Below are 26,741 nucleotides of genomic sequence, written 5' to 3' on the forward strand. Positions count from 1 at the left end.
CTCCCTCCCCCTTCTCCTCCGGGACCCCCGAGCCATCCGGAACCTTCGGGTCCACCGAGGCCTCCGAGGCCTCCGGGTCCTCGGGGTCCTCCGTTTCCAGCAACTGCACGGCGTGGCGGCCCAGTTGGGCCACCAACATGCCCGGCAGCCAGGGGTCGCGGCTGCGTCCGCCCGTGACGGTGTCCTCCGCTCCCGTGCGCTCCAGGATGTCGCCGAGCGTCGGGCGGGAGGCGGGGTCCTTGCGCAGGCACTGCCGGACGAGGTCGGCGATGCCCTCCGGAACACCTTCCAGGTCCGGCTCCTCCTGGGCGATACGGAACATCAGGGCGTGCACCCCGCTGTTGGCCGTGCCGAACGGGAGTTCCCCCGTGGCCGCGTACGACAGGATCGAGCCCAGGCAGAAGATGTCGCACGCGGGTGTGATCGGGTCACCGCGGACCTGCTCGGGGGCCATGAAGCCGGGCGAACCGACGAGGGCGCCGGTGCGGGTGAGGCCGCCGTCGGTGACCGTCTCCAGGGCGCGGGCTATGCCGAAGTCGATGACGCGCGGGCCGTCGATCGTGACGAGGACGTTCGACGGCTTGAGGTCGCGGTGGATCAGTCCGGCCGCGTGGATGTCCTGGAGCGCGTGGGCGAGACCGGCGGCGAGGATGCGTACGGAGCGTTCCGGGAGCGCGCCGTGCTCGCGGCCGACGACCGTCTGGAGCGAGGGGCCCGCCACATAGCCCGTGGCGACCCACGGAACCGCCGCCTCCGTGTCCGCGTCGAGCACCGGCGCCGTCCAGTACCCGCCCACGCGCCGGGCCGCCCGCACCTCCTGGCGGAAGCGGGCGCGGAACTGCTCCTGTTCGGCGAGTTCCTGGCGGACCAGCTTGACCGCGACGGTGCGTCCGCGGTCCGAACGCGCCAGATACACGTGGCCCATACCGCCCGCGCCCAGCCGCGCCAGCAACCGGTACGCGCCGATCCGGTGCGGATCGGCAGGTCCGAGCTTCTCCATCGAAACGTCGCCCTTCCCGGTGCCCTGTGCCTGTCCGACAGCCAGCCCGAGGATAGTGCGCGCGAAGGGAGGGGGCAGGGGCGGTGTCCACGGTTCCGTGACGGAGGGCGCGGTGAGGAGTTGGACGCCAAGGTGCGACGGAGACCGTGGCGCAGGTCCGGTGGCGGGGTCTCCGCGATCCGGGTGGCCCCGCGTCGAACGCGTAAGGTGACTGGCTCGTAGACATGAGCGAGTACTTGAGCGTATTTGAGCAAGTACTTACTCGCTCAAGTACTTACTTGAGCGAGTGCTTGAGCCAGTGCTTGAGCGAGTACTTGAGCGAGTACTTTTTCGATCAGGGAAGGAACCGGACGATGCCCGGCACCGGCAGCGGCAATGGCGCCGTGACCCGCAGCACCCTGCGACAGCAGATCGCGGACGCGCTCCGCGACGAGGTGCTGGCCGGGCGCCTCCAGCCGGGCAAGGAGTTCACGGTCAAGGAGATCGCCGAGCAGTACGGCGTCTCCGCGACCCCCGTTCGCGAGGCCCTGGTCGATCTGTCGGCGCAGGGCCTTCTGGACGCGGACCAGCACCGCGGGTTCCGCGTGCACGAGTACTCGCTGAGCGACTACCGGAGCATGATCGAGGCCCGCAGCCTGGTCACGGAGAGCATCTTCCACGGGTTACTGGACGGGGCCGCCGCCACCACGAGGGGCGCCCGCGCCGCGCTCGCCACCCGCACCGACGACCCGCGCACCGCCACCGCGCTTGCCGGGGTACGGCGCCGCGGTGAGGAGGCCCAGCGGTCCGCGACCGCCGGTGACCTGAACATCCTCATCGGCTACGACCTGCGGTTCTGGCGCGAGCTCAGCGGCCTGTTCGGCAACCCCTACCTGGCCGACTTCCTGCACCGGCTGCGCGTCCAGTCCTGGGTGTGCGCGGTCCAGCACCTGCGCCGGATCGAGGACCTGCGCGGCCATCTGTGGGCCGAGCACACGGAACTCGTGGACGCCCTCGCCCGCCGGGACGCCACGGCCGCGCACGAGATCGTCGCCGCGTACAACACCCACTCGCTGGCCCTGATAGAGCTGCTGGCGCAGGGCTGAGAACAAGGCTGAGAACCGCGGCCCGTCCGGTGGGCCGGCAGCGGGCGGCAGTAGGTTTGCGGTGGGCCGACGAGTGTGGGGCATCCGACTCGCACGAGGGGGACCGACGGCGCTTTCACCCATTACGCTGCCTTGACCACCGTGCTGAACGAGGAGCTCTCAGTTGGCCTGTGACCTGTGGCTGGTCCCGCTCGTCGACGTGTTGTGTCACACCCCCGACAACCCCTTCGCCGAGGAACTCGCGCTCTACGACAAGGTGCTGGGCGAGGCCGGACTTCCGCCGGTACCGGTGTACGCGTACATGCCGGGGCTCTCCGGCGATGTGGCGCCGGTCGCGGGCTTCGACTACGACGCGCTGCACTTCCTGCGGCGCGCGTACCTCCTCCAGGTGTGCGGCCTTCCGGTGACACCGGTCGGCGAACTGGGCGGCGACTACGAGCAGTTGCTGGAGATGTTCGACGCGACGGCCCAGCAGTCCCACCTGGTCTGGCACTACGACCACGCGGGCGCGTACGTCCCGGTGGACTTCCCGCATCCGCTGTCGAGCGACGAACTCCTCGCGGGGGGCGGCCCGTTGGGCTCCTCCCACGTCCTGCTGCGCGAGCTGGAGTTCGTCGCTCCTTCGATCGGCATCGACCCCGCCAACCCACCGGTCCCGCCGCAGCCCCCGAGGGCCCCGACGGAACTGGAGGAGCCGGCCGCCCCGGCCCCCTTCGACGAGAGCCCCTTCGCCCGCGAACGGCACGTCTGGCTGGGCCTGCACGCGGCGGCGACCCGGAGCCTGGCCCAGGGCTCGATGATCATCTTCAGTTAGGCCGCCGCCGGGCAGGACGGTGGTGGGTCGTGCGATGCCGGGTGACGCGTCAGCCTGCCTGCGTCAGTCCGCCTACGCCTGGGCGCGCCGACGGGCTCGCTCGGCCAGTCGGTCCAGGCGGAGGTCGGCGACGCCGGCGAACGACGGGCGCAATAGGGCCGCGAGTCCGCCCTGGTGGGTGAAGGAGTGCGTGACGTGGGTGCCCTCGTCGCGGGACACCAGGCTCCAACTGTTGGTCTCGGTCAGACCGGGGACCTCCCACCGGCCCTCGATGAGGCTCTCGCCGATGCTGAGGTACTCCCAGTGTCCGCGCAGGGCGCCACGGGCGACGAGCGGGTAGCGCCGGCCGATGAGCGCCTGCGCCGGGCCCTTGACCGAGCGGAAAGCCGGGTTCCACTCGGCCAGCTCGGTGGGTTCCAGAAGGATCTGCCGCACGATACCGACAGGGGCGGGGACCAGTATGTGGGAAGTGGACGTGTTCATCAGTACTCCATTCCTCCGTCGGTGCGGATGACCGTGGCGTACACCGGCCAAGAAGTCGATGCCGACGTCGATGCCGTGACATCGATGACGTAACATCGATGTCTCATCATGCATGTCCCGGCATCGTTGCCGCAACACCATCCCGAGTCCCGGAAAAAGTAGGAGACGACCCTCCGGATGGACGAACAGGCCAATCCGAAAGAGCCGAAGGGGCCGAAGGGGCCGAAGGGGCCGAAGGGACGCATATCGATGATGGGCCATTGAATGATGCGCCATGGATGCTGCATCATCGAAAACGATGTGATCGCCCGTCCTGGTGAGCCACCGAACCAGCACTTCTTGGAGCCGCCATGTCCCACTCCCCGACCTCTACGGACACCATCGCGCCCCAGTCGCCCGCCACGGCCGAGCAGCGGCGCCACGACTCGGAACTGCGCTACCTCCTGCTGGCGGCGCAGCGTGAAGGAGCCCGCCAGATGACTGGGCAGCTCAAGTCCCTCAACCTGACCCCGGCCCAGGCGGAAATCCTTCTGGTGCTCGCCGAACGCGCCCCGCTCACACTCGCCGAACTGGGCCGCCTGATCGTGTGCGAGAGCGGCAGCCCCAGCCGCATCGTCGACACCCTCACCAAGCGCGGCCTGGTCGACCGCGAACCGGGCCAGGTGGACCGCCGGGTCGTCCATCTGCGGCTGACCTCGCGCGGGGAGGAGCTGATGCCGGTACTGCGCACCATCGACGCCCGGACCGACGCCATGATCGTCGACCGTCTCAGCGCGGAGGAACAGGCAGTCATGACCCGCGGCCTGCGCCGCATCCTGGACGGCACCCCCAGCGGAACGGCCCTGGCGGCACGCTTCGGGCGCGAGAAGTAACGGCCGGGGAGCCGGAGGAGCCGAGGACGCGCGGAGGGGCAGTGTCCGCACAGGCCAACGCGCGGAGGGGCAGTGTCCGCACAGGCCATGAGTCCCGACGACCAGGGCCCTTCTGAACCTACGAAGTCGTGCCCCCGATGGCCCGTCACGGGCCATCGGGGGCACGGCGTCATCACGTACGTACTAGATGAACGAGTTGATCTCGATCGTCTCGTCGCGGCCCGGGCCCACGCCGATCGCGGAGATCGGGGCGCCGGACATCTCCTCCAGCGCCTTGACGTAGCCCTGCGCGTTCTTCGGGAGGTCCGCGAAGGTCTTGGCCTTCGTGATGTCCTCCGACCAGCCGGGCAGGGTCTCGTAGATCGGCTTCGCGTGGTGGAAGTCGGTCTGCGAGTACGGGAGTTCCTCGACGCGCTTGCCGTCGATCTCGTACGCGACACAGACCGGGATCTCGTCCCAGCCGGTGAGGACGTCGAGCTTGGTGAGGAAGAAGTCGGTCAGGCCGTTGACGCGCGTCGCATACCGGGCGATGGGCGCGTCGAACCAGCCGCAGCGCCGGTCACGACCGGTGGTGACACCGCGCTCGTGGCCGATGCGGCGCAGCGCCTCACCGTCCTCGTCGAGAAGCTCCGTGGGGAACGGACCCGCGCCGACCCGCGTCGTGTACGCCTTCAGGATGCCGATGACCTTGCTGATCTTCGTCGGGCCGACACCCGAACCCGTGCAGGCGCCGCCCGCCGTCGGGTTCGACGACGTCACGAAGGGATACGTGCCGTGGTCGATGTCGAGCAGCGTGCCCTGGCCGCCCTCGAAGAGGACCACCTTGTCGTCGTCGAGCGCCTTGTTGAGCAGCAGGACGGTGTCGGCGACGTACGGGCGCAGCCGCTCCGCGTAGGTCAGCAGCTCCTCGACGATCTGCTCGGTCTCGATGGCGCGGCGGTTGAAGACCTTGGTGAGGAGCTGGTTCTTGCCGTCGAGCGCCGCCTCGACCTTCTGCGTCAGGATCGACTCGTCGTACAGGTCCTGGACGCGGATGCCGACGCGGTTGATCTTGTCGGCGTACGTCGGGCCGATACCGCGGCCCGTCGTGCCGATCTTCCGCTTGCCGAGGAAGCGTTCCGTCACCTTGTCCACCGTCACGTTGTACGGCGTGATGATGTGGGCGTTTCCGCTGATGAGGAGCCTGGAGGTGTCGATGCCTCGCTCGTTCAGTCCGTTCAGCTCGGAGAACAGGACCGATGGGTCGACAACGACTCCGTTACCGATGACCGGGGTGCACCCCGGCGAGAGGATTCCGGAAGGGAGGAGGTGGAGGGCGTACTTCTGGTCGCCCACGACTACCGTATGGCCGGCGTTGTTGCCGCCTTGGTAGCGCACCACATAGTCCACGGAACCACCGAGCAGGTCGGTGGCCTTTCCCTTGCCTTCGTCACCCCACTGAGCACCGAGCAGCACAAGTGCGGGCACGCGCGTACACCCCTTCCGGGCGGGGCATGTCCATGGTCGGGGACGTACGCGACTGCTTCTGTACGGCTGCGTACGCCGGCGACCACCTTTGGCCGCGACCGTCGGACCGGATGCCCCGGAATAGACCAAGCCCCTGGCGCAATAGCGCAAGGGGCTCTTGCACAAAGATGCTACCCGAGGAAGCGAGGCATGACCGAGGTGGCGACTTCCGACCAGCTCCTGGTGGTCATCGACCCGGTCGCCCGTCGCGGTGACGGTGAGGCGGTACGGATCGCAAAAGACGTGCTCAGCGCGGGTGCGGTGACAAAAGTGTGTCTCCCCGACGGGCCCGAGGAATTCGATCGGGCACTGGTCAGGAGAGGGTCGCGGCGGCCCGTCGTGATCGGGGACGACCGGGCGCTGCTGCGCGCTGTGTCCCTTTTGCACCGGCGGCGCGAGCTGGCCGGATGTGCGCTGTCCCTGGTGCCCGTGGGTGTGGGCGGCGGCGCGTTGTCGCTCTCGCGGGCCCTCGGGGTGCCCATGGGGGCGGTCGCGGCGGCACGGGCCGTGCTCGACGGGTCCGAGCGGCGGCTCGACCTGCTGGTGGACGACAGTGACGGGGTGGTGCTGGGGGCTCTGCGGATTCCGCCGTTGGGCGCCCGCGTGGACGGGGATGACGGTGGCACCGAACGTGCCGGTGGCACGTGGGGCGCCGGGTCCTCGGGGGAGGCGGCGGTGGACGGTGCGCAGCACCTTCATCACTGGCTGCGGACCTGTCAGTCCCTCGTCCGCACGCTCGCCGCGCGGCCCGCCCGGGTCCCGGCCTCCGCCGCGTTCGGGCCCACCCGGCTGCGGGTCGAGGTCGACGGCAGGACCCTCGTCGATCTGGACCAGCCCCTGGACGCCGTGTCGATCACGCCGGGAGGCGCCGGAGGCGGTGCGCGGATCGAGGTCCGGCCCGCGTCCGTCGGCGCGGAGGCCACGCTGCTGGAGGCTGTGGCCTGGACGATCACCGTGTCCGGGGCGGACTTCCGGTACCGCGCGGACGCCGTGGTGAGCGGGCCTGTGCGGACGCGGACATGGACCGTACGGGAGGGGGCTTGGGGGCTCACCTTGCCTGGGTGAGCCCCCGACTGGGGGCTGCGCCCCCAGACCCCCCTATCGCGCTGACGCGCTCGTCCTCAAACGCCGGACGGGCTGACAGTCAGCCCCTCCGGCGTTTGGGGACCGGGGTTCGGGGGCGGAGCCCCCGAGTAAGTGACGGGAATGGGTAGGAAAACCTCAGCCGCCGCCGAACCGCTCCTCCCGGTGGACGCGCCAGCGGTCCATCATCCGGGCGATCTCGTCGTCGACGAACTCGAAGAACGCGAGGGTCTCGGCGAGGCGGCGGCCCGCCGGGGTGTCGCCGCCGAGGCTGTCGACGCCCTCGCGCAGGGCGTACTCCCAGCGCTTGATGACCGCCTCGCGGCTGGTGAGCGCCTCGTACCACTGGTTGCTGTGCACGCGGTAGCGCTCGCGCCGGGAGCCCGGTTCGCGTTCGCGGGCGACCATGTGCTGCTGCGCCAGATGACGCACCGCTCCGGAGACGGCGGCCGGGCTGATCCGTAGCTGTTCACCGAGCTCGACCGAGGTCATCGTCCCGGAGTCCGAGGAGAGCAGCGCCGCGAACACCCGGGCCGGCATCCGCTGCATCCCCGCCTCGACGAGCTGCGCGGCGAAGCTCTCGACAAACTTCGAGACGGCCTCGGCGTCACGCGCCGGCCCGGACTCCGGTTCCAGCCCCGATTCCGGCCCCGCGTCCCGTTCCGCCCCAGTCGGTTCCGCCATACCGCGATCCGCCCTCTCCGTCACACGTCTCCGTCACGCGTCTCCGTCACGTCCCCAGCGCCGTGTCGAGTCGTGATGCCGAGTCCAGTCGATTCTATCCGTCGTTTATACGTTTCCTTAACTTCACAAGTTTGTGAAAGTAACGTACGTTCTGAATCATGACGAAGGCAATCACCGTCTCCGGACTGCACAAGTCGTTCGGCCGCACGCACGCCCTGGACGGTCTCGACCTCGACGTCGACACCGGCGAGGTGCACGGCTTCCTCGGCCCGAACGGCTCGGGGAAGTCCACCACCATCCGCGTCCTGCTGGGCATGCTGCGCGCCGACTCGGGCGCCGCGCAGCTACTGGGCCGGGACCCGTGGGCCGACGCCGTGGAACTGCACCGCAAGATCGCCTACGTCCCCGGTGACGTCACCCTGTGGCGGAACCTGTCCGGCGGCGAGGTCATCGACCTGTACGGACGCCTGCGCGGGGGCCGGCGCGAAGGCCTCGACAAGGCGCGCCGGGCCGACCTGATCGAGCGGTTCGAGCTGGACCCGACGAAGAAGGGGCGCACGTACTCCAAGGGCAACCGGCAGAAGGTCGCCCTCGTCGCCGCCTTCGCCTCCGACGTGGACCTGCTGATCCTGGACGAGCCCACCTCGGGCCTGGACCCCTTGATGGAGGAAATCTTCCAGCGGTGCGTCGAGGAGGAGCGCGACCGGGGCCGCACGATCCTGCTGTCCTCCCACATCCTCAGCGAGGTCGAGGAGTTGTGCGACCGCGTCAGCATCATCCGCAAGGGCGTCACGGTCGAGACCGGCTCGCTCTCGGACCTGCGCCATCTCACGCGCACCAGCGTCACCGCCGAACTCGCCCGGCCGCCCGACGGTTTGGCGGCACTGGCCGGCGTCCACGACCTGGACATCCAGGGCGACCGGGTCAAGCTCCAGGTGGAGAGCGACAAGTTGAACGCCGTACTGCGGTCCCTCACCGAGTCGGGCGTACGGTCCCTGACCTCGACGCCGCCGACCCTGGAGGAACTGTTCCTGCGGCACTACCAGGACGACGTACGGGCGGACGCATCGGCCGACGCACGAGCGGATGTACCGGCGGATGGACAGCCGGACGCACGGGCACAGGGGGTGTCACGATGACCGCCGTGACCTCGGCCGCCCGGCCGCCCGCCACCGTACGGGGCCGGGGCTCGCGTCAACTGGCCGGCACCTGGCCCCTGTTGCGGCTCGCGCTGCGTCGCGACCGGGTGGTGATCCCGCTCTGGGTCGGGGTCGTCGCCCTGATGGTCGTTTCCATGCCGGGCTCACTGGAGAGCGTGTACTCCACGGCTGCCGAACGCGCCGACGTCATCCGCCAGATGGCGGCCAACGGCTCCCTGCGCGCCACGTACGGGCCGGTGTTCAGCGACTCGCTCGGCGGTCTCGTGGCGTGGCGCGTCGGCGCGTACGCGGGAGTCTTCGCCGGGATCATGAGCCTGCTCGTCGTCCTGCGGCACACCCGGGACGAGGAGGAGAGCGGCCGTCAGGAGATGCTCTCGGCGGGCATGGTGGGCCGCCGCGCCCCGCTGACCGCGGCGCTCCTCGCCGCCCTCGTCGCGAACGTGGCCCTCGCGCTGCTCATCACCGCCGGTCTCGCCGGGCAGGGCGCGCCGGGCGCCCTGGCGCTGGGCTTCGGCACCGCCGGGGTCGGCATGGTCTCCGCGACGACGGCGGCGATCGTCGCCCAGTTCACGGAGAGCGCACGGCTCGCCAAGGGTCTGTCGGGGGGCCTGCTGGGCGCGACGTTCGTGCTGCGGGCGGCCGGCGACTCCTCGGTGGACGACGGCTCGTCCGTGCTGACCTGGCTGTCGCCCATCGGCTGGCTGGAGAACCTGCGCGCGTTCGCGGGCGAACGGTGGTGGGTGCTGCTGCTGTTCACCGCCGCCGTCGCGCTCCAGGGCGCGGCCGCGTACGAACTGGCCGGGCGCCGCGACGTCGGGATGAGCTTCCTGCCGAGCCGGCCCGGACCCGCCACCGGCCGGCTCGGTACGGCGGGCGCGCTGGCCTGGCGGTTGCAGCGCGGCAGCGTACTCGGCTGGAGTCTCGGTTTCCTCGCCGCCGGGGCGGCCTTCGGCGGGGTCACCAAGGGCGCGACGGATCTGGTCGGCGACAACGAACGGACCCGCGAGATCATCGAGCGCATGGGCGGGCAGTCGGGCATCACCGACGCGTTCCTCGCCACGATGGTCGGCATGCTCGGGATGGTCGCCGCGCTGTACGTCGTGCAGTCCGTGCTGCGGCTGCACGGCGAGGAGACCTCCCAGCGCGCGGAACCGGTCCTCGCGGGCGCGGTGGGCCGCCTGCGCTGGGCCTGCGGCCATCTGCTGATCGCCTTCGGCGGAGCGGTACTGATCATGCTCCTCGGCGGCCTCGGCCTGGCGGCCGGCTACGGCCGGTCCCCCGGCGCGATCCTGGGCGCCTGCCTGGTCCAGCTCCCCGCGATCTGGTCCATCGGCGCGCTGGCCGTCCTCCTGTACGGGGTGTCTCCACAGCTTGCTCCGGGAGCGTGGGCCGTGGCCGGCGCCGCACTGCTCCTCGGCTGGATCGGCCCCGCCCTGGAACTGCCCGACCCGGTCCTGGACCTCTCACCCTTCGGCCACCTGCCGAAACTGCCGGGAGGCGAGATGGCGTGGACACCGGTACTGGTCCTCACGGCGATCACGACGGCTCTGCTCGCGGCGGGCATGGCGGCGTTCAGGCGCCGGGATCTGGCGACGGGGTGAAAGGCCCCGCCCCGATAGGGGCGCGGGGAACGGCGCAGTCTTTATGTCTTCAGGGGCGCGGGGAACGGCGCAATCTTTTAAGGGGCGCGGGGAACTGCGCGATCAGCCACGACGGACCCGCACGTCCCATCCGGCCCGTCGCGAGACCAGCCCGTCACACCTCGACAAGCAACCCCTCCAACCCCCGGATCACGAAGTTCGGCTTGCGTCGGGGCTCGGCCGCGAGCCGAAGCGAAGGAGCCTGGTCCAGCAACGCCCCCATGGACGCCGCGAGTTCGATCCGGGCGAGCGGCGCCCCGATGCAGTAATGGATACCCGCGCTGAAGGAGATGTGCGGATTCTCCCCGCGGGACAGATCAAGAGCCTCCGGCTCCGCGAACACCGCCGGGTCGTGGTTGGCGGACCCGAAGAGCAGCGCCACCTCGCTCCCCCGCGGGATCACCGTCCCGTCGACCTCGATCTCGTCCAGCACCCACCGCTCGAACAGCTGCAGCGGGGTGTCGTACCGCATCAGCTCCTCCACGGCGGTACCCACCAGGCCCCGGTCCGCGCGCAGGGCCGCCAGCTGCTCCGGGTGCCGGAACAGCGCCCACCAGCCGTTCACCGTGGCGTTCACCGTCGCCTCGTGGCCCGCGTTCAGCAGGAGCACGCACGTCGAGATCATCTCCTGCTCGCTGAGCCGGTCCCCCTCGTCGTACGCCGCGATCAGTCCCGAGATCAGGTCGTCCCCGGGCTCCTTGCGCCGGGCGGCGATCAGCTCCCGCAGGAACTCGGTGAACTCGACCGACGCCCGTACCGCGTTCCGCGCCGTCTGCGGGGAGGGGCTCAGCTCGTACATCCCGCAGATGTCCGCCGACCAGGGCCGCAGCTGGGCCCGCTCGGACTCCGGGATGCCCAGCATCTCCGCGATCACCGCGACGGGGAGGGGTTCGGCGACGTCCGTCAGCAGGTCGCCGCCGCCCGCCGCGACCAGTTCGCCGACGAGTTCGGAGGCCAGCCGGTCCACGTACGGCCGCAGCCGCTCGACCGTCCTCGGGGTGAACGCCTTCGACACCAGGCGTCTGATCCGGGTGTGGTCCGGCGGCTCCAGGTCGAGCATCCCGTGGTCGTTCAGCACGTGGAACGGCTCGTGCTCGGGCGGGGGTGCGGTCCGTCCGAAGTCCTCGTGCGTGAACCGGTGCTGGTACGTCCGGCCCAGCCGGCGGTCCCTCAGCAAGGCCGACACGTCCGCGTGGTGGGGTACCAGCCACTGGTTGGTGGGCTCGTAGTAGTGCGCTCTTCCGTGCGCGCGGAGTTCCGCGTACGCGGGGTACGGGTTCGATACGAAGGTCTGGTCCCAGGGGTTGAAGGACTGCGGGGGCTTGGTGGCTGCCATGCCCGGACGCTAGCCGTCGGTGACCCTGCTGACCAGGGGCTCCGCCGGGTGCGCCGTGTTCGACTGCGGGGCCGTGGGGGCTGGCCGCGCAGTTCCCCGCGCCCCTTAAAAGATTGCGCAGTTCCCCGCGCCCCTAAAGACAAAAGACTGCGCCGTTCCTCGCACCCCTGAAGCCAAAGAACTGCGCCGTTCCCCGCGTCCCTGAAAGAAACTCCGTCAGCCCGGTGTCACCAGGCGGGCCTCGTACGCGAAGACCGCTGCCTGGGTTCGGTCTCTGAGGCCCAGTTTTACCAGGATGCGGCTTACGTGGGTCTTGATGGTGGACTCGGCCACCACCAGGCGGGCGGCGATCTCCGCGTTGGACAGGCCCTGGGCGATGAGTACCAGTACCTCCGTCTCGCGGTCCGTCAGGTCCCCGTACGCCCCGTTCGCCCCGTGCGCCGTCGCCGAGAGGCGGGGCACCTCCGACAGCTTCGAGAACTCCGTGATCAGCCGCTTCGTCACCGACGGCGCCAGCAGGGCCTCGCCGGCCGCCACCACCCGTACTCCGTCCGCGAGCTGCCGCGCCGAGGCGTCCTTCAGGAGGAAGCCCGACGCCCCGGCGCGCAGCGCCTGGTACACGTACTCGTCGAGGTCGAACGTCGTCAGCACGAGCACCTTCGCCGCGCCGTCCGCCGCCACGATCTCGCGCGTCGCCTCGATGCCGTTCATCTCGGGCATCCGGATGTCCATCAGGACGACGTCCGGACCGAGCTCCCGGACCCGGTCGACCGCCTCCCGGCCGTTGACCGCCTCCCCGACGACCTCGATGTCCGGCATCGCGCCGAGCAGCACCGAGAACCCCTCGCGGACCATCATCTGGTCGTCGGCGATCAGTACCCGAATGGTCATCCCTGGCCCTCCGTCGGTGCGGCAGCCGTGACCGGCAGGAAGACCGTCACCTCATAGCCCCCGTCGTCCGTCGCCTCCGCCGTCATCTCCCCGTCCAGCATCGATACCCTCTCCCGCATACCCGTGATGCCGTGCCCGGCACCCGGTGACGGCTTGACCAACCCGGTCGCCGGACCGTTCACGATCCGCAGCCCGAGCCCGCCGAGCACATGGCTGACCTCCACCTTGGCCGCGGCGCCCGGCGCGTGGCGCAGGCTGTTGCTCAGCGCCTCCTGGACTATTCGGTACGCGGACAGCTCGACGCCCTGCGGCAGTTCCCGCACCGCGCCCGTGACCGTCCTGTCCACCTGGAGGCCCGCGTCGCGCACGTTCTCCAGCAGCCGGTCCAGGTCCGCGAGCCTGGGCTGCGGGGCGTCCGGCGCCTCGTAGTCCTCGGCCCGTACGACACCGAGGACGCGGCGCAGTTCGGAGAGCGCTATGACCGCGTTCTCCCTGATCACCTTGAACGCGTACTCCAGCTCCGGCGGGGGATTCTCCACCCGGTAGGGCGCGGCCTCCGCCTGGATGGCGACGACCGACATGTGGTGTGCCACCACGTCGTGCAGCTCGCGGGCGATCGTCGTGCGCTCTTCGAGAAGGGTGCGCTTGGAACGCTCGTGCGCGGTCACCGTCTGCTGTGCGGTCACCTTCTGCACGGCATCGTGACGCACGTGCCACACCGTGACGACCAGCAGCGCCAGCGCACTCACGAACAAGAACGGCGTGGTGTTCGTGAAGTAGTGGTTGGCGCCGAAGAAGACCTCCGAGAAGAGGCCGTACGCCGCCGTCAGTACCCACATCCACGCCGCCGTGCGGGGCCTCGTCCGCATCGCCACGACGGTGAGCACGATCAGCTGGGTCGCGAAGGCGCCGGGTTGCCAGGGCCAGTCGTCACTCCCCCCGGCGAACACGGCGCAGACGGGTGTCGCCGCGAGGGAGACCCAGAAGGCGCCGACCGGCCTGAGCAGCGTCAGCAGAATCGCGCCCAGCGCGAGCAGGCCGGTCAGGAACTGCAACAGGTCGCCGCCGCCGTTGCCCGCGAGGGAGATGAGCAGTGTCACCACACCGGCCAGCACCACCAGGGCGTGCGGGAGCCGGGTGAGCCGCTCCCGCAGGCGTGGCGGCAGCAGTCGGGTGACGGGCCCGTCCACGCGCATCCTGGGAAGCGGGCGGAAGGCGAAGGCGTCCTGGAACAGGTCCTGCCGCAGCCCCCGCGACGCGTCCATCGCCAGCTGGAACTCGGGGCTGCGCGGCCGGCCACCGCCTTGCCGTGCCGTCTGCGTCTGCGTCTGCGTCTGCGTCGGGATCGGGGTCTGGATCTGAGTCTGGGTCGTCTCGGTCACATACAGACCGTAGGCCGAGGCGGGGGCGGTGGTCGTCACCAGTGAGAGGGGTCCTTCGACCTCCCTCTCAGGTACTACGGGTATCGCCGGGGGGGGCGTCAGCAGCGGGCCTCGCCCTACCAGGCTCTACCAGGCTCTACCAGGCCAGTTGTGCGATCTCCTCCGCCACCACCGCGCACGCGTCCGCCGCCGGGTCGATCAGCGGGAAGTGACCCACGTCCTCCAGGAGCGTCAGACCCACCACCTCGCCGGCCTTCGCCGCCGCTTCCGCGTACGCCTCGGCGACCGCCTGCGGCACGATGACGTCCGTCCTGCCCTGCACCAGCGTCGTGGCGATCCCCGTCGGGAGGAGCAGAGCCGGATCGGTGTACGGCTGCCGTTCCTCGAACTTCGCTTCCCCGCCGAGGAGTTGGCGCGAGGCCCCGGAGCAGACGTCCAGCTTCTCCGCGACCGTGAAGTCGGCGATCGGGGCGAGTGCCACGACACCGCGCAGGGGCGCGGGCCGCGCCAGGAACCAGGGCGCGTCGGCCGGCAGCAGATGGCGGGCGGCGGCCCACAGGGCCAGCTGGCCGCCCGCCGAGTGGCCGGTGACCACCGTGCGGCGCACGTCGGCCCCCGGCAGGGCCTCCCGTGCGAGCCCGGGCAGCGCGTCCAGCGCCGCCGCGACGTCGTCGAACGTGTCGGGCCAGCGCCCCGCGACAGGGCCCGTTCCGCCCTGCGCAGGGATCACGCCGCCGCGCCGGTACTCGACGTTGGCCACGGCGAAGCCCCGCCGGGCCAGGAAGTCCGCGAACGGGGTGATGTGCCGCCGGTCGTACGGGGCCCGCCAGGCGCCGCCGTGCAGGACGACGACGAGCGGGGCCGACTCCTCGCCGCCGCGTGGCGCGTAGAAGTCGACGACCTGGTCGGGGTGGTCGCCGTACGCGGCGGTGGCATCGGGGTCGACGGGCGGATGGGAGAAGGCCGACTCCTCCTCCGCGGCGTCGCGGGCGTCGTCCGGCATGCTCCAAGCCTCTCAGCGGTGCGGTGTACGTTCCTCCCCGGCCCCGTGAACCCATTGCTTTCGGGGTTCTGGCCAACGTGCTTCGGAGCGCGGGTCGTTGGCGGGACCGTATCAGGCGGTTGACGTGCGTCGGCACACGGCCGTAACGCTCGGTGAGGGTTAAATGGTCCCTTTGTTCCGTTACGCTGTGGAGCCGTCGGCCTGCCCGTGCATCTCGTCGTCGTCCGCGAAGGAGTCCGCCATGACCGCCGTGCCCGTGCCCGAGCCCGTGCCCGAGCCGGTGCCCGGGCCTGTCCCCGAGTCCAGGCCCGAGCCCGGCACCGTCCGCCCCGGTGGGCGTACCGCCCGGGTCCGTGCGGCCGTGTTGCGGGCCGCCGGGGACGTGCTGGCCGAGCAGGGGTTCGCCCATCTCGACCTGGCCGACGTGGCCCGGCGGGCGGAGGTGGGGAAGACGACCGTGTACCGGCGTTGGGGCTCGGTCACCGGCCTTGTCGCCGACCTGCTCGGTGACATGGCCGAGCAGTCGCTTCCCCGTACCGAGACGGGCTCCGTGCTCGGGGATCTGCGCGCCAACGCGGCACTGGTGCGTCGCACGCTCGCCGATCCCCGGCAGGGGGCGCTGTTCCGGGCGGTGATCGCCGCCGCGGCCTGTGACGAGCGTACGGGTGAGGCGTTGCGGCGGTTCTACGAGGTGCGGGTCGCCGAGTGGGTGCCGTGTGTCGAACAGGGTGTGGCGCGGGGGGAGTTGCCCGCGGGGACCGATCCGGTCCAGGTGGCGGCGGCTCGGCGGGCCCTGCGGTGCGGGGGGCTCGCCGAGCTGAACGCGGCTGCGCGGTCGCGGCTCACGACGGGCCGCTTCCTGCGCAACCTCGCCGGGGCGTGGGAGCGCACGTCGTTCCGCTTCCCGAACGACCCCGTCCGGGCGGAAAGGGAGCTGTGCGGCTGAGTGGGGGCTGAGCGCGCAGTTCCCCGCGCCCCTGGGAGAGCGGGGGCAAGGTTGTGAGTTCGTGCGCGTGCGTCGGGGCTGAGCGCGCAGTTCCTCGCGCCCCTGGGACAGCGGGGGACGAGGTTGTGAGTTCGTGCGAGTGCGTCGGGGCTGAGCGCGCAGTTCCCCGCGCCCCCTAGGACAGCGGGGGACGAGGTTGTGAGTTCGTGCGAGTGCGTCGGGGCTGAGCGCGCAGTTCCCCGCGCCCCCTAGGACAGCGGGGGACGAGGTTGTGAGTTCGTGCGAGTGCGTCGGGGCTGAGCGCGCAGTTCCCCGCGCCCCTAGGAGCGGGTGCGCGGGGGTTGGGCGCGCAGTTTCCCGCGCCCCTCAAAGTGGGGCTGCGGCCCGGCTTTTGTCTTTAGGGGCGCGGGGAACTGCGCGATCGGCCCACGGACAGCCGCGCCTGCCCACCGGGCCCCAGGCCCGGCTTGAGGGGCGCGGGGCCGCATCGAATATGCGGCTCCGCCGCACGTGCGCACGGGTTACGTGTCGAGCCTCGTGGCTCGGGTGATCGTCGTGGACAGGTCGCGGATCTGGCTCGATTCCGTGGCGGACGCCAACCGGTCCGCCCGCCGCGCCAGTTCGCGTAGCGGCAGTGCCCCGGGCAGGCCGCCCCACCGGTCGTCGCCGGAGCGGAGCGCGTCCGCGAAGTACGCGGCGACCGCGGCGACCTGCAGTCCGCTCCGCGCCGTCTCCGTGCCCCACAGCGGCCCGTCGAGGGCGTCGGCCTCGACCTGGCCCGTCTCCTCGTGCGGAACACGCGTCCCGGGGTCGAGCCACCGCACGGTCGCCGTGGCGACATGCCCCGTCGCACCCGGCTTGATACGCACCGCGTAGAGCGCGGTGACCGTGTGGCCCGGCCCCGTCTCACCACCGTCCACGCGGTCGTCGCGGAAGTCCTCGTCGGCCACCCGGCGGTTGTCGTACCCGATGAGCCGGAACCGGTCGACGGTCTCCGGGTCGAAGGCGACCTGCGCCTTGGCGTCCCGGGCCGTGAGGTCGATGTTCCGCGGCAGTTCGTCGCAGAAGACCGTACGGGCGTCCTCGGCGTTCGACACGTACGTGGTGTGGCCGTCGCCCCGGTCGGCGAGGCGCTCCATCAGGGCGTCGCCGTAGTCGCTGCCCACACCGACGCCGAAGAGAGTGATGCCGTGCGCGCGACGGGCGTCCCCGATGCGGTCGAGCAGGGCGTCGGCATCCGTCTCGCCGGTGTTGGCGAGGGCGTCCGAGAGCAGCACGACCCGGTTGGTGGCGCCCTCGCGCAGCCCTTCGACGGCCGTGCGGTAGCCGGTGGTGACGCCCGCGCCCAGGTTGGTCGAGTCGGTGGGTTCAAGGGTGTCGATCGCCTCGTGGACCCGGCCGCGGTGGTCGCCCAGGCGGGTCATCGGGAGCACGGTCCTCGCCTCGTCGCTGAAGGCGACGAGCGCCACCGCGTCGTCGTCGCGCAGCCGGTCCGTCATCACGCCCAGGGAGTCCTTGGCCAGGTCGAGGCGGCCCGGTTCGGCCATGGACCCCGAGACGTCGATGACGAAGGTGAGGGCGGCGGGCGGGCGTTCGCCGCCGTCCTCGGCCTCCCGCGTGGCGAGACCGACCCTGACGAGCCGCCAGTCCCGCCCGTCCCCGCTGTTCTCGCTGTTCCCGCTGCCTCCGCTGTCCCCGCTGTCCGTGCGGGCGCCGTCCATCGTGACCGTGAAGCCGTCGCCGTCCGGGCGCTCGTAGTTCTGGCGGAAGCTGTTGACGAATTCCTCGGGCCGGACCGTCGACGGGTCGGGCCGCCGGCCGTCCTCCAGGGTGCGGCGCGCGTAGCCGTACGACGCGGTGTCCACGTCCAGCGCGAAGGTGGAGAGGTAGTCGGCCGGGGGCGCGGTCTCGCGGAGTTCGCCCTTCCGGTCGTCGTTCTCGCCCCGCTCTGTGTCCTCATCGGTGACCGAGGGGCCCGTCGGCAGGACCGGGGCGGGCGCCGGGAAGCCGTTGTCCTGCCGTGCCTTGCTGCCGCCCCGGTCCTGCGAGTCCTCGCCGCTTCCGCCGCCGCAGGCGGTGAGCAGGAGTCCGACGGTGACGGTCGCGGCAACGAACGCGCCGCGCACCCGCTGCTGCCGCCGCCGTTCCCCTGAGCCCCGTCGCCGTGTCTGATGCCGTTCGGTGCGCCTCATGTGTGCCCCCTCGGTGACCTCTGTGAGCCGACGTCTGTGACTGTGACGGCGGAGGCGGCCGGAAGGAGCGGCCCAAGGCGTTGCGGATGGATCTCGATGCGGCCACGGCGGACGGCGGTCGAGACCGGTGGGTGATCCTCCGGAGACCCGAAGGTGTCCGGAGGACCCCGGGAGACGGCGGCGTTGAGAGCGGCGGCGTTACTTTGTCGCTACGACACCACGTCCTTGCGCGCGAACGCGCGGAACGCCAGAGCGAACAGCACCATCGCGTACGTCACCGAGATCGCCGTGCCCTGGATCATGCCGCCCCACTCCGGGCGGGGCTGCACCGCGTCCGCCCAGGCGAACTGCCAGTGCGCGGGCAGGAAGTGGCGCCAGTCGCCGAGGGCGGTGACCGCGTCGAGGACGTTCCCGACGATCGTCAGGCCGACCGCTCCTCCCACCGCGCCCAACGGGGCATCGGTCTTCGTCGACAGCCAGAACGCCAGCCCCGCGGTGACCAGTTGGGACGCGAAGATGAACGCGATCACGATCACGAGGCGCTGCGCCGCCGTGCCCGCGGACAGGGAGCCGCCGGTGGGTATCTCCAGCGGACCCCAGCCGTACGCGACCGAGCCCACCACCAGGGCGACGACCGGCAGCAGCACCATCGCGGCGAGGCTGAGGCCGAGCGCCACCACGAGCTTGGACCACAGGAGGCGGGCCCTCGGCACGGGTGCGGCGAGGAGGTAGCGCAGCGAGGACCAGCTCGCCTCCGAGGCGATGGTGTCGCCGCAGAACAGCGCCACGGGGATCACCAGTAGGAAGCCCGCGGAGACGAAGAGGTTCGTCGCGGCGAAGTTGGCGCCGGACGCCGTGGCCGTGTCCATGAGGGTGACCTGGCCGTCGCGGCCGTCCGGCTGGCCGCCGATCGCGAAGGCCACGGCCAGCACGAAGGGCAGGGCGGCGAGGATCGCCCCCATGACCAGCGTGCGGCGCCGCTTCAGCTGGCGCGTCAGCTCGACCCGCAGCGGCAGGGTGCGCCCGGCCCGGTAGCCGTCCGCCACCTCGGCACGCTCGACAAGTGTGCTCACGCGGAGCCTCCGATCAGGGTCAGGAACGCGTCCTCCAGGCGGCGGTGGGGCCCGAGGGAGGCCACCGGTACTTCGAGCCGGACCAGCTCCACGAGGAGCCGGGCCGCCGCGGAGTCCTCGGCCCCGGAGCCGCCCTGTTGCGCGGTCAGCCGTATCAGCAGGCCGTCGTCCGTGCGGGCCGCCGACTCGATGCCCGGCAGTGCCGCCACCTTCTCCACCAGCGGGTCGGCGATGTCGGCCGCGAGGCCCACCAGGAGGGTGTCGCCGGAGCCGATGATCTCGCGGACCGGGCCGGCCTGGACCAGTCGGCCCCGGTCCATGACGACCAGATGCGTACAGGTCTGCTCGACCTCGGCGAGGAGGTGGCTGGACACGATCACCGTACGGCCGGCCGCGACGTAACGAATCATGACCTCGCGCATCTCACGGATCTGGGGCGGATCCAGGCCGTTCGTCGGCTCGTCGAGGATCAGCAGGTCCGGGAGGCCGAGCATGGCCTGGGCGATGGCGAGGCGCTGCCGCATGCCCTGCGAGTACGTGCGGACCGCGCGGGCCAGTGCGTCTCCGAGGCCCGCGATCTCCAGTGCCTCCTCCAGGTGGGCGTCCTCGGGCGGACGTCCGGTGGCCCGCCAGTACAGGTCCAGGTTCTCGCGGCCGGACAGGTGCGGGAGGAAGCCCGCGCCCTCCACGAAGGCGCCGACGCGGGAGAGGACCGGTGCGCCCGGCCGGATCGCGTGCCCGAAGACCCGGATCTCGCCGCCGTCGGGCTTGATGAGGCCCATGAGCATGCGCAGGGTGGTGGTCTTGCCCGCGCCGTTCGGTCCGAGCAGGCCGAGTACCTGGCCCTTCTCGACCCGGATCGACAGGTCCCGTACCGCGTACCGGTCCGTCGACTTCGCGTACCGCTTGCTCAAGTCCGTTATCTGCAGCGGGACTTCGGCGAGCGCGGGGTCGGGCGCGGACGCCGTCGTGCGGCGGCGGCCCGTCAGCAGCAGGGCCAGCGCGATCAGCGCACCGGCGATCGGCAGCCACCACACCCAGGCGGGCAGCCCCGCGGCCCCGGTCGTCACACCGGGCGCGGTCGGCACGGCGAGGTCGCCCTTCAGCGAGACCGTGTACGTGGCCGGGGCCGTCGGGGACGCGTAGCCGAGGTCGGTCGAGGCGAGGACCAGACGCAGCCGGTGGCCGTCCCGCACCTCGTGGTCGACGGCGGGCAGGGTGAGCCGGACGTCCTTGCCGCTGTCACCGGTCTCGACCCGTACCGGGGTGACCAGTTGGGACGGCAGGACCTGCTGCCTGCCGCCCGGCCCGACGTCGTACACCTTGCCGAAGAGCACGGCCTCGCCGGTCGTCGACTTCACGTTCACCGTCACGGTGGGCGAGCCGGTGATCCGCAGGTCCTCGGTCACGGGCTCGGACTCGAAGCGCGCGAACTGCCCGGGGAAGTCGAGCGACACGCCGACGCCGAGCGACGACAGCTGGGAGAGCCCTGCGGCGCCGCCGAGACCGGGGAGGGCGGAGACGCCGGGCGGGCTGGCGCCCGCGGGGTTGGCGAACTCCTGCTCCTCGCGCCCGCTCAGCGCCACCTTCCGCTCGCCGTCGGTGAGCCCGGGATAGGTGTCCCCGTCGGCGCCCCGCAGCAGGGCCGCGCCGTCGGTCGAGTCGATGCCACCGGTGCGGGTGACCCGGAACGCGGGGCCCGTGTCGGCGTTCTTGTCGTCCTTCAGGTAGCGGTCGAACCAGGAGTTCACGCGCTCCTGCACGCGGTCCGTCTCCATGTCGCCGCCGTCGTGGCCGCCGGCGAGCCAGTCGACGTCCACCGGGGCGCCGTTGGCCTTGACGGCCTTGGCGATCGCGTCGGCCTGGTCGAGCGGGAAGAGGGAGTCGGTCTGGCCCTGCATGATGAGCGTGGGGACCTTGATGCGGTCGCCGACGGCGGCGGGGCTGCGCTCCTCCAGGAGCTTCACGGCCTTCGCGTCGGGCTTCCCGGACTCCGCGACCCGCTCGTACATCTCGCAGATCTGGGCCTCGAACTCATCGCAGCCGCCACCGGAGTTGACGAACATGCCGGCCCACAGCTTCTTGAAGACACCGTTCGGGAACAGCGCGTCCGCGAGGTTCCAGTACGTGATCGCCGGGGCGATGGCGTCCACCCGCTGGTCGTAGCCGGCCGCGAGCAGCGAGACCGCGCCGCCGTACGAGGCGCCGGTGACGCCGACCCGGGGGTCGCCGTCCTTGTCCAGCTCGACCTCGGGGCGCTCGGCGAGCCAGTCGATCAGGCGGGAGACGTCGGCCACCTCGCCCTTGGGATCGTTCAGGCCGATCTTGCCCGTGGACCTGCCGAAGCTGCGCGAGGACCACGTCAGGACCGCGTACCCGTCGCGGGCGAGGTCCTCCGCCTGCGCGCGTACGTCCTCCTTCTCGCCGCCGAAGCCGTGCGTCAGCAGAACGGCGGGCCGGCGCCCGGAAGAACCGGCGGTGAAGTACGACGTGTCGATTCTCACCCCGTCGCCCATGGGGAGAACCTGGTCGGCGCGGTGCACCGCGGGCGCCCCGTCGGAGGCGACCGCGGTCCATGTCCCGGCGCCGGCGAGCACGGCGACGACGGCCGCGGCGGCGATCCACCGTCGCGGCCCCCGCAACCACCGTCGCGCGGCTGACGCCGCGGGCATTCGAAGATCCATGCCCCCCACGGTACGGGCGGCCACCGACAATCCATGCAGTCGGCGGTCGGAACCGGTGGGCATCCCTGCGGCGTACACGGCCCCTCCGGTGTACCGCGTTCGCGGTACGTGGAGTTCGGAAACCGGCCGGTTCGGCCGGGTACTCAGAGGTGGCGGCGCCGGGTGGCGGCCAGCCGTTCGTACAGTTCGCGTGCCTTGACCGCCGACGGCCGGGTCGCGGTCTCGGCCACCGGGACGTCCCACCAGGCCTGCGCCGGGGGCGCGCCCGACACCGTGTCCGCCGTTTCGGTCTCCACGTAGACACAGGTGGGGGTGTCTGCGGCCCGTGCCTCGGCGAGGGCCGTCCGCAGGTCGTCCACGGTCTTGGCGCGCAGGACCCGCATGCCGAGGCTCGCCGCGTTGGCGGCCAGGTCGACGGGCAACGGCCGCCCCGTGTACGTACCGTCCGCGGACCGGTGGCGGTAGGCGGTGGCGAACCGCTCGCCGCCGACCGTCTCGGAGAGTCCGCCGATGGACGCGTAACCGTGGTTCTGCAGGATCACGACCTTGATCGCGATCCCCTCCTGCACGGCCGTGACGATCTCGGTCGGCATCATCAGGTACGTGCCGTCGCCGACCAGCGCCCACACGGGCCGGTCCGGGGCCGCCATCCGTACGCCGATCGCGGCCGGGATCTCATACCCCATGCACGAGTAGCCGTACTCGACGTGGTACTGGTCGCGGGACCGGGCGCGCCAGAGTTTGTGCAGGTCGCCGGGGAGCGAGCCGGCCGCGTTGACGAGGATGTCGTCGCCGGTGACCAGGGCGTCGAGCACGCCGAGGACCTGCGGCTGGGTGGGCCGGGTGTCGGGGTCCTCCGCCTCGTACGCCGCGTCGACGCGGTACTCCCAGCGCTCCTTGTCGTCGGTGTACTCGGTGACGTACGAGTCGGCGGCGCGGTGGCCGTGCGGGGCGAGCGCCTCGGTGAGGGCCTCCAATGCCGAGCGCGCGTCCGCGACCAGCGGCTGCCCGGCGAGCTTGTGGGCGTCGAAGGAGGCGATGTTGAGGTTCAGGAAGCGCACGCCCGGGGCGGCGAAGAGGGTGCCGGAGGCGGTGGTGAAGTCGGTGTAGCGGGTGCCGACCCCGATCACCAGGTCGGCGGTGCGGGCGAGTTCGCAGGCGGTGGCCGTACCGGTGTGCCCGATGCCGCCGACGTCCGCCGGGTGGTCCCAGGCGAGCGATCCCTTGCCCGCCTGGGTGGAGGCGACCGGGATGCGGGTGAGGTCGGCGAACCTCCTGAGCGCGTCCTCGGCCTCGCTGTGGTGGACTCCGCCGCCCGCGACAAGCAGGGGGCGCCGGGCTTCGCGTACGGCCCGTACGGCGGCGGCCAGTTCCTCGGGGTCGGCGACCGGACGACGTACGGACCAGACGCGTTCGGCGAAGAACCCGACGGGCCAGTCGAAGGCCTCCGCCTGGACGTCCTGCGGGAGCGCGAGGGTGACGGCGCCCGTGTCGACCGGGTCGGCGAGCACGCGCATCGCCTGGAGGGCGGCCGGGATCAGGGCCTCGGGGCGGGTGATCCGGTCGAAGTACCTCGACACCGGGCGCAGGCAGTCGTTGACCGACACGTCGCCCGCGTACGGGACTTCGAGCTGCTGGAGGACCGGGTCGGCGGGGCGGGTCGCGAAGACATCGCCGGGCAGGAGGAGCACCGGGAGGCGGTTGATGGTGGCGAGGGCGGCGCCGGTGACGAGGTTGGTGGCGCCGGGGCCGACGGAGGTGGTGACGGCCTGTGCGGAGAGGCGGTTGGACTGGCGCGCGTAGCCGACCGCCGCGTGCACCATGGACTGCTCGTTGCGGCCCTGGTGGTACGGCATGACGGGGGTGCCGGCGGCTGTTCCTCCGGGAGACACGGCGGCGTACGCGCCCGACTCGCCGTACTCGCCGTACTCAAGGAGCGCCTGGCCGAGCCCGGCGACGTTGCCGTGTCCGAAAATGCCCCAGGTGGCACTGACCAGGCGGCGGCGCACACCGTCGCGTTCGGTGTACTGGGCGGCGAGGAACCGCACCAGTGCCTGCGCGACCGTCAGCCTTGTCGTCGTTGACGTCGGCTCTGTCATCGGCATCGGTAGCCCTCTGTGCTCTCTGCGCGTCACGGGTGGAAGCTGAAGCTGATCCGCCACGTCATACGTCTGAACGGGCCTTACGTCTCTACGGCCCGCCCGCCGATCGCCTGACCGGCGGCGCCGGCGCCTGACCGGCGGTGCCGGCGCCTGACCGGCGGTGCCGGCGCCTGACCGGCGGTGCCGGCGCCTGACCGGCGGTGCGTCCGGTGTCGGCTGCCGGCCGGTGGGGGCTTGTCGCGCCCGCGGCGGAGCCGCACATGTCACAGCCCCGCGCCCCCGGAGGGGCGCCCCCGGCCGCCACCTCGTGTCGGGAACCTCCGGCGCGGAGCCGTAGCGGGCGGGGAGTCGTCGCTCGCACCTCGCTCCTGCCAGGGCGAAGCGGACTTCCGCGCCGGAGGCGATCTGTGCCCGGGCGTCGCGGAGGCGTACGCGAAGTCGGTGACCTCGGCGAACACACGTTCCCTGCCCAGGAGTTCAAGCACTTTGCCCTCTTTATTCCCCTCTGTACGCACCGTACAACCGCCGCCGGACGGAAGACTCAACGACCCGGAAGCCGCCGAGAATCCCCCCGCCCGCTCCGGATCGGCGGCCGGGACGCATCGGTGGACCCCAGGTCTAGCGGCGCCGACAGAGCCCTGTCAATTGGTTGTCCGGACATTCGGACCAGGCCTTGACACCTCTCCCCGGCCGCCCGAAGCTGACGCCCATGACGTCGTTGCCGCCTCAGTCATCGCCCCAGCCTTCGCCTCCGCCCTCACTGTCGCGCATCCGGATCGGTTCGGCGCCCGACTCGTGGGGCGTGTGGTTCCCCGACGATCCCCAGCAGGTCCCCTGGCAGCGCTTCCTCGACGAGGTCGCCGAGTCCGGGTACGAGTGGATCGAGCTGGGCCCGTACGGCTATCTGCCGAGCGAGCCCGCCGTCCTCGCGGACGAGACCGCGCGCCGGAACCTGCGGGTCTCGGCCGGCACGGTCTTCACCGGGCTGCACCACGGCCCGGACGTGTGGGACGCCACCTGGGCGCACGTCTCGGACATCGCCGCGCTCACGCACGCGATGGGCGCCGAGCACCTCGTCGTCATCCCGTCGTTCTGGCGGGACGACAAGACGGGCGAGGTGCTGGAGCCCGACACGCTCACCGCCGAGCAGTGGCGCCACCTCACCACCCAGACCGAGCGGCTGGGGCGCGAGGTGCGCGAGCGCTACGGGCTGAAAATCGTCGTCCACCCGCACGCGGACACACACATCGACAGCGAGGAGAACGTGACGCGTTTCCTCGACGGCACGGACTCGTCGCTGGTGTCGCTGTGCCTGGACACCGGCCACTACGCCTACTGCGGCGGCGACAACGTCAAGCTCATCGAGACGTACGGGGAGCGGATCGGGTACCTCCACCTCAAGCAGGTGGACCCGGAGATCCTCGCCGACGTGCGGGCGAACGAGGTGCCGTTCGGACCGGCGGTGGCCCGGGGCGTGATGTGCGAACCGCCGTCCGGGGTACCGGCGTTGGAGCCCGTGCTGGCCGCCGCGCAGAAGCTGGACGTGGAGTTGTTCGCCATCGTCGAGCAGGACATGTACCCGTGCCCGCCGGACAAGCCGCTTCCCATCGCGCAGCGGACTCGCCAGTTCCTCCGCTCCTGCGGAGCGTGAGCGTAAGCGTTCCACTGGGTTGCCGGGGAAATGCGGGTCGTACGTCGGCTGCCGGCCGGTGGGGGCTCGGCGCGCCCCGCGGCGGAGCCGCACATGTCACAACCCCGCGCCCCTGACGGGGCGCAATGCGCCACGTGTGTCACTAATGACCTGCTTCTGTCACACATGTCCCGGGAGTGCGAGTCCTGCGTCACACCCATGTGACAGCCCCTGCCCCGTTGCCCCGCCGCCTCGTTCACGTAGCGCAGGTTCATGATCGCCGGCGCAGCGCCCGGCTCCCCCGACGGCCGCCCCTCGGCCGCCGCCGTGGCGCGCGCAGGGAGGTGCTACTGATGACCGACCGAGGACTCTGGTCGTACAAGGAGATCGCGGCGCACATCAAGGTGCAGCCGGACACGGTGCGGTCCTACCGCAAACACGGGCTGCTGCCCGCGCCCGACCATGTGGAGAGCGGCAAGCCCTACTGGTACGCCGACACCGTCCGCACCTGGGTCGCTTCCCGGCCCGGCAACAGAAGCCGCCGGGACAACTGACCGCCGACCCGCCCCCGAGCGTGGGTCCCGTACGTCCGTCGTACGGGGCCCATCGCCGCGTTCGTGGCCTTCACACCCGGTTCACGCCCAGGGTTCGACGACCGTGACGCCCGCTCCGAGCGCCGTCCCCATCGCCGCCAGCGCGGCCGGGGCCGCCGCCAGCTCGATCGTGGACGTCACCAGGAGGTCGGGGCGCAGCAGCCCGACCCGTACGGACTCCAGCATCGGCGGGTAGGCGTGCGCGGCCATTCCGTGGCTGCCCAGGAGTTCGAGCTCCAGGCCGATCACCCGGGACATCGGCACCTTCGGGTCCTCGGGCAGCAGGCCCACCTGGACGTGCCGGCCGCGGCGGCGCAGGCTGCCGACCGAGGCCGCGCAGGTGACCGGGGAGCCGAGGGCGTCGAGTGAGAGATGGGCGCCGCCGCCGGTCAGGTCGCGGACCGCCGCCGCCGTGCCGTCGGTCCGGGACGCGTCCACGCAGTGCGCGGCGCCGAACCGCCGTGCCAGCTCCAGCGCCCGCGGCGAGAGGTCGACCGCGACGACCCGCGCCCCGGCGGCCGCGGCGATCATCACCGCGGACAGCCCGACCCCTCCGCAGCCGTGCACCGCCACCCACTCCCC

Annotated in this window: 22 protein-coding genes and 1 pseudogene; 9 read left to right on the plus strand and 14 right to left on the minus strand. The window is 71.5% G+C overall.

The window, feature by feature from the left end; genetic code table 11:
• Positions 1–1,000: serine/threonine-protein kinase (locus AOK01_RS27620; RefSeq protein ID WP_157871502.1), on the minus strand; the 1,000-nt coding region annotated here is incomplete at its 3' end.
• A 353-nt stretch (positions 1,001–1,353) separates the two neighbouring features.
• Here AOK01_RS27620 and AOK01_RS27625 point away from each other — a divergent pair.
• Both AOK01_RS27625 and AOK01_RS27630 read left to right on the plus strand, forming a co-directional pair.
• Positions 1,354–2,085: a GntR family transcriptional regulator gene (locus AOK01_RS27625; RefSeq protein WP_055516394.1), complete on the plus strand. Its 732-nt coding sequence runs from the start codon at positions 1,354–1,356 to the stop codon at positions 2,083–2,085.
• 163 nt (positions 2,086–2,248) lie between these two features.
• Entirely contained in the window at positions 2,249–2,899 is a 651-nt protein-coding gene (locus AOK01_RS27630; RefSeq protein ID WP_055516396.1) for a hypothetical protein, read from the plus strand.
• Between the two features lie 72 nt (positions 2,900–2,971).
• Here the strand turns inward: AOK01_RS27630 and AOK01_RS43730 are convergent, their stop codons facing one another.
• Positions 2,972–3,382 (minus strand): SRPBCC family protein, encoded by a 411-nt coding sequence (locus AOK01_RS43730; RefSeq protein WP_055516399.1) that lies wholly within the window; start codon positions 3,380–3,382, stop codon positions 2,972–2,974.
• Positions 3,383–3,732: 350 nt separating this feature from the next.
• Here AOK01_RS43730 and AOK01_RS27640 point away from each other — a divergent pair, with 350 nt between their 5' ends.
• Positions 3,733–4,254 carry a MarR family winged helix-turn-helix transcriptional regulator gene (locus tag AOK01_RS27640; RefSeq protein ID WP_079103803.1) on the plus strand — a complete coding sequence of 174 codons (522 nt, stop codon included), beginning with the start codon at positions 3,733–3,735 and terminating at the stop codon, positions 4,252–4,254.
• A gap of 183 nt (positions 4,255–4,437) precedes the next feature.
• On the opposite strand, the gene AOK01_RS27645 is transcribed toward AOK01_RS27640, so the two are convergent.
• On the minus strand, positions 4,438–5,721 hold the full coding sequence (locus tag AOK01_RS27645; RefSeq protein ID WP_055516401.1) for an adenylosuccinate synthase: 1,284 nt from the start codon (positions 5,719–5,721) through the stop codon (positions 4,438–4,440).
• 189 nt (positions 5,722–5,910) lie between these two features.
• On the opposite strand from AOK01_RS27645, the gene AOK01_RS27650 reads away from it, so the two are divergent.
• On the plus strand, positions 5,911–6,825 hold the full coding sequence (locus tag AOK01_RS27650) for a diacylglycerol kinase family protein (RefSeq protein WP_055516403.1): 915 nt from the start codon (positions 5,911–5,913) through the stop codon (positions 6,823–6,825).
• A gap of 156 nt (positions 6,826–6,981) precedes the next feature.
• Here AOK01_RS27650 and AOK01_RS27655 read toward each other — a convergent pair whose 3' ends face one another.
• Positions 6,982–7,527 carry a GbsR/MarR family transcriptional regulator gene (locus tag AOK01_RS27655; RefSeq protein ID WP_063792878.1) on the minus strand — a complete coding sequence of 182 codons (546 nt, stop codon included), beginning with the start codon at positions 7,525–7,527 and terminating at the stop codon, positions 6,982–6,984.
• Positions 7,528–7,685: 158 nt separating this feature from the next.
• On the opposite strand from AOK01_RS27655, the gene AOK01_RS27660 reads away from it, so the two are divergent.
• Positions 7,686–8,666 (plus strand): ABC transporter ATP-binding protein, encoded by a 981-nt coding sequence (locus AOK01_RS27660; RefSeq protein WP_055516404.1) that lies wholly within the window; start codon positions 7,686–7,688, stop codon positions 8,664–8,666.
• A complete protein-coding gene (locus tag AOK01_RS27665; protein ID WP_055516406.1) occupies positions 8,663–10,288 on the plus strand; it encodes an ABC transporter permease in 1,626 nt (541 codons plus the stop codon). The genes AOK01_RS27660 and AOK01_RS27665 overlap by 4 nt, the downstream gene beginning before the upstream one ends.
• 154 nt (positions 10,289–10,442) lie before the next feature.
• Here the strand turns inward: AOK01_RS27665 and AOK01_RS27670 are convergent, their stop codons facing one another.
• The 4 genes from AOK01_RS27670 to AOK01_RS27685 form a co-directional block, all read right to left on the minus strand.
• Positions 10,443–11,663 carry a cytochrome P450 gene (locus AOK01_RS27670; protein WP_055516408.1) on the minus strand — a complete coding sequence of 407 codons (1,221 nt, stop codon included), beginning with the start codon at positions 11,661–11,663 and terminating at the stop codon, positions 10,443–10,445.
• A gap of 216 nt (positions 11,664–11,879) precedes the next feature.
• Positions 11,880–12,554, minus strand: a complete 675-nt coding sequence (locus AOK01_RS27675) for a response regulator (RefSeq protein WP_055516410.1) — start codon at positions 12,552–12,554, stop codon at positions 11,880–11,882.
• Entirely contained in the window at positions 12,551–13,975 is a 1,425-nt protein-coding gene (locus AOK01_RS27680) for a sensor histidine kinase (RefSeq protein WP_425424765.1), read from the minus strand. Before AOK01_RS27680 ends, AOK01_RS27675 begins: the two co-directional genes overlap by 4 nt.
• A 97-nt stretch (positions 13,976–14,072) precedes the next feature.
• A complete protein-coding gene (locus AOK01_RS27685) occupies positions 14,073–14,939 on the minus strand; it encodes an alpha/beta hydrolase (RefSeq protein ID WP_055516412.1) in 867 nt (288 codons plus the stop codon).
• A 241-nt stretch (positions 14,940–15,180) separates the two neighbouring features.
• On the opposite strand from AOK01_RS27685, the gene AOK01_RS27690 reads away from it, so the two are divergent.
• Positions 15,181–15,885, plus strand: a complete 705-nt coding sequence (locus AOK01_RS27690; protein ID WP_245702440.1) for a TetR/AcrR family transcriptional regulator — start codon at positions 15,181–15,183, stop codon at positions 15,883–15,885.
• Between the two features lie 521 nt (positions 15,886–16,406).
• On the opposite strand, the gene AOK01_RS27695 is transcribed toward AOK01_RS27690, so the two are convergent.
• From AOK01_RS27695 to AOK01_RS45425, 5 genes and pseudogenes are all read right to left on the minus strand, one after another.
• A complete protein-coding gene (locus AOK01_RS27695) occupies positions 16,407–18,077 on the minus strand; it encodes a vWA domain-containing protein (protein ID WP_055516414.1) in 1,671 nt (556 codons plus the stop codon).
• A gap of 209 nt (positions 18,078–18,286) precedes the next feature.
• A complete protein-coding gene (locus AOK01_RS27700) occupies positions 18,287–19,150 on the minus strand; it encodes an ABC transporter permease (RefSeq protein WP_055516416.1) in 864 nt (287 codons plus the stop codon).
• Positions 19,147–21,834, minus strand: a complete 2,688-nt coding sequence (locus tag AOK01_RS27705) for an alpha/beta fold hydrolase (RefSeq protein WP_055516428.1) — start codon at positions 21,832–21,834, stop codon at positions 19,147–19,149. The genes AOK01_RS27700 and AOK01_RS27705 overlap by 4 nt, the downstream gene beginning before the upstream one ends.
• Before the next feature lie 143 nt (positions 21,835–21,977).
• Complete coding sequence (gene iolD, locus AOK01_RS27710) at positions 21,978–23,933, minus strand: 3D-(3,5/4)-trihydroxycyclohexane-1,2-dione acylhydrolase (decyclizing) (protein ID WP_055516430.1); 1,956 nt, start codon at positions 23,931–23,933, stop codon at positions 21,978–21,980.
• Positions 23,934–24,191: 258 nt separating this feature from the next.
• A pseudogene (locus AOK01_RS45425) lies at positions 24,192–24,475 on the minus strand (5-deoxy-glucuronate isomerase); the annotation flags it as partial.
• Between the two features lie 170 nt (positions 24,476–24,645).
• On the opposite strand from AOK01_RS45425, the gene AOK01_RS27715 reads away from it, so the two are divergent.
• Entirely contained in the window at positions 24,646–25,587 is a 942-nt protein-coding gene (locus AOK01_RS27715; protein ID WP_055516418.1) for a sugar phosphate isomerase/epimerase family protein, read from the plus strand.
• Positions 25,588–25,919: 332 nt separating this feature from the next.
• Positions 25,920–26,120: a helix-turn-helix transcriptional regulator gene (locus AOK01_RS27720; protein WP_055516420.1), complete on the plus strand. Its 201-nt coding sequence runs from the start codon at positions 25,920–25,922 to the stop codon at positions 26,118–26,120.
• An 81-nt stretch (positions 26,121–26,201) separates the two neighbouring features.
• Here the strand turns inward: AOK01_RS27720 and AOK01_RS27725 are convergent.
• The coding region (locus AOK01_RS27725; RefSeq protein WP_157871504.1) for a zinc-binding dehydrogenase at positions 26,202–26,741 on the minus strand (540 nt) is incomplete at its 5' end.

Source organism: Streptomyces aurantiacus (assembly GCF_001418335.1).
Taxonomy (GTDB): domain Bacteria; phylum Actinomycetota; class Actinomycetes; order Streptomycetales; family Streptomycetaceae; genus Streptomyces; species Streptomyces aurantiacus.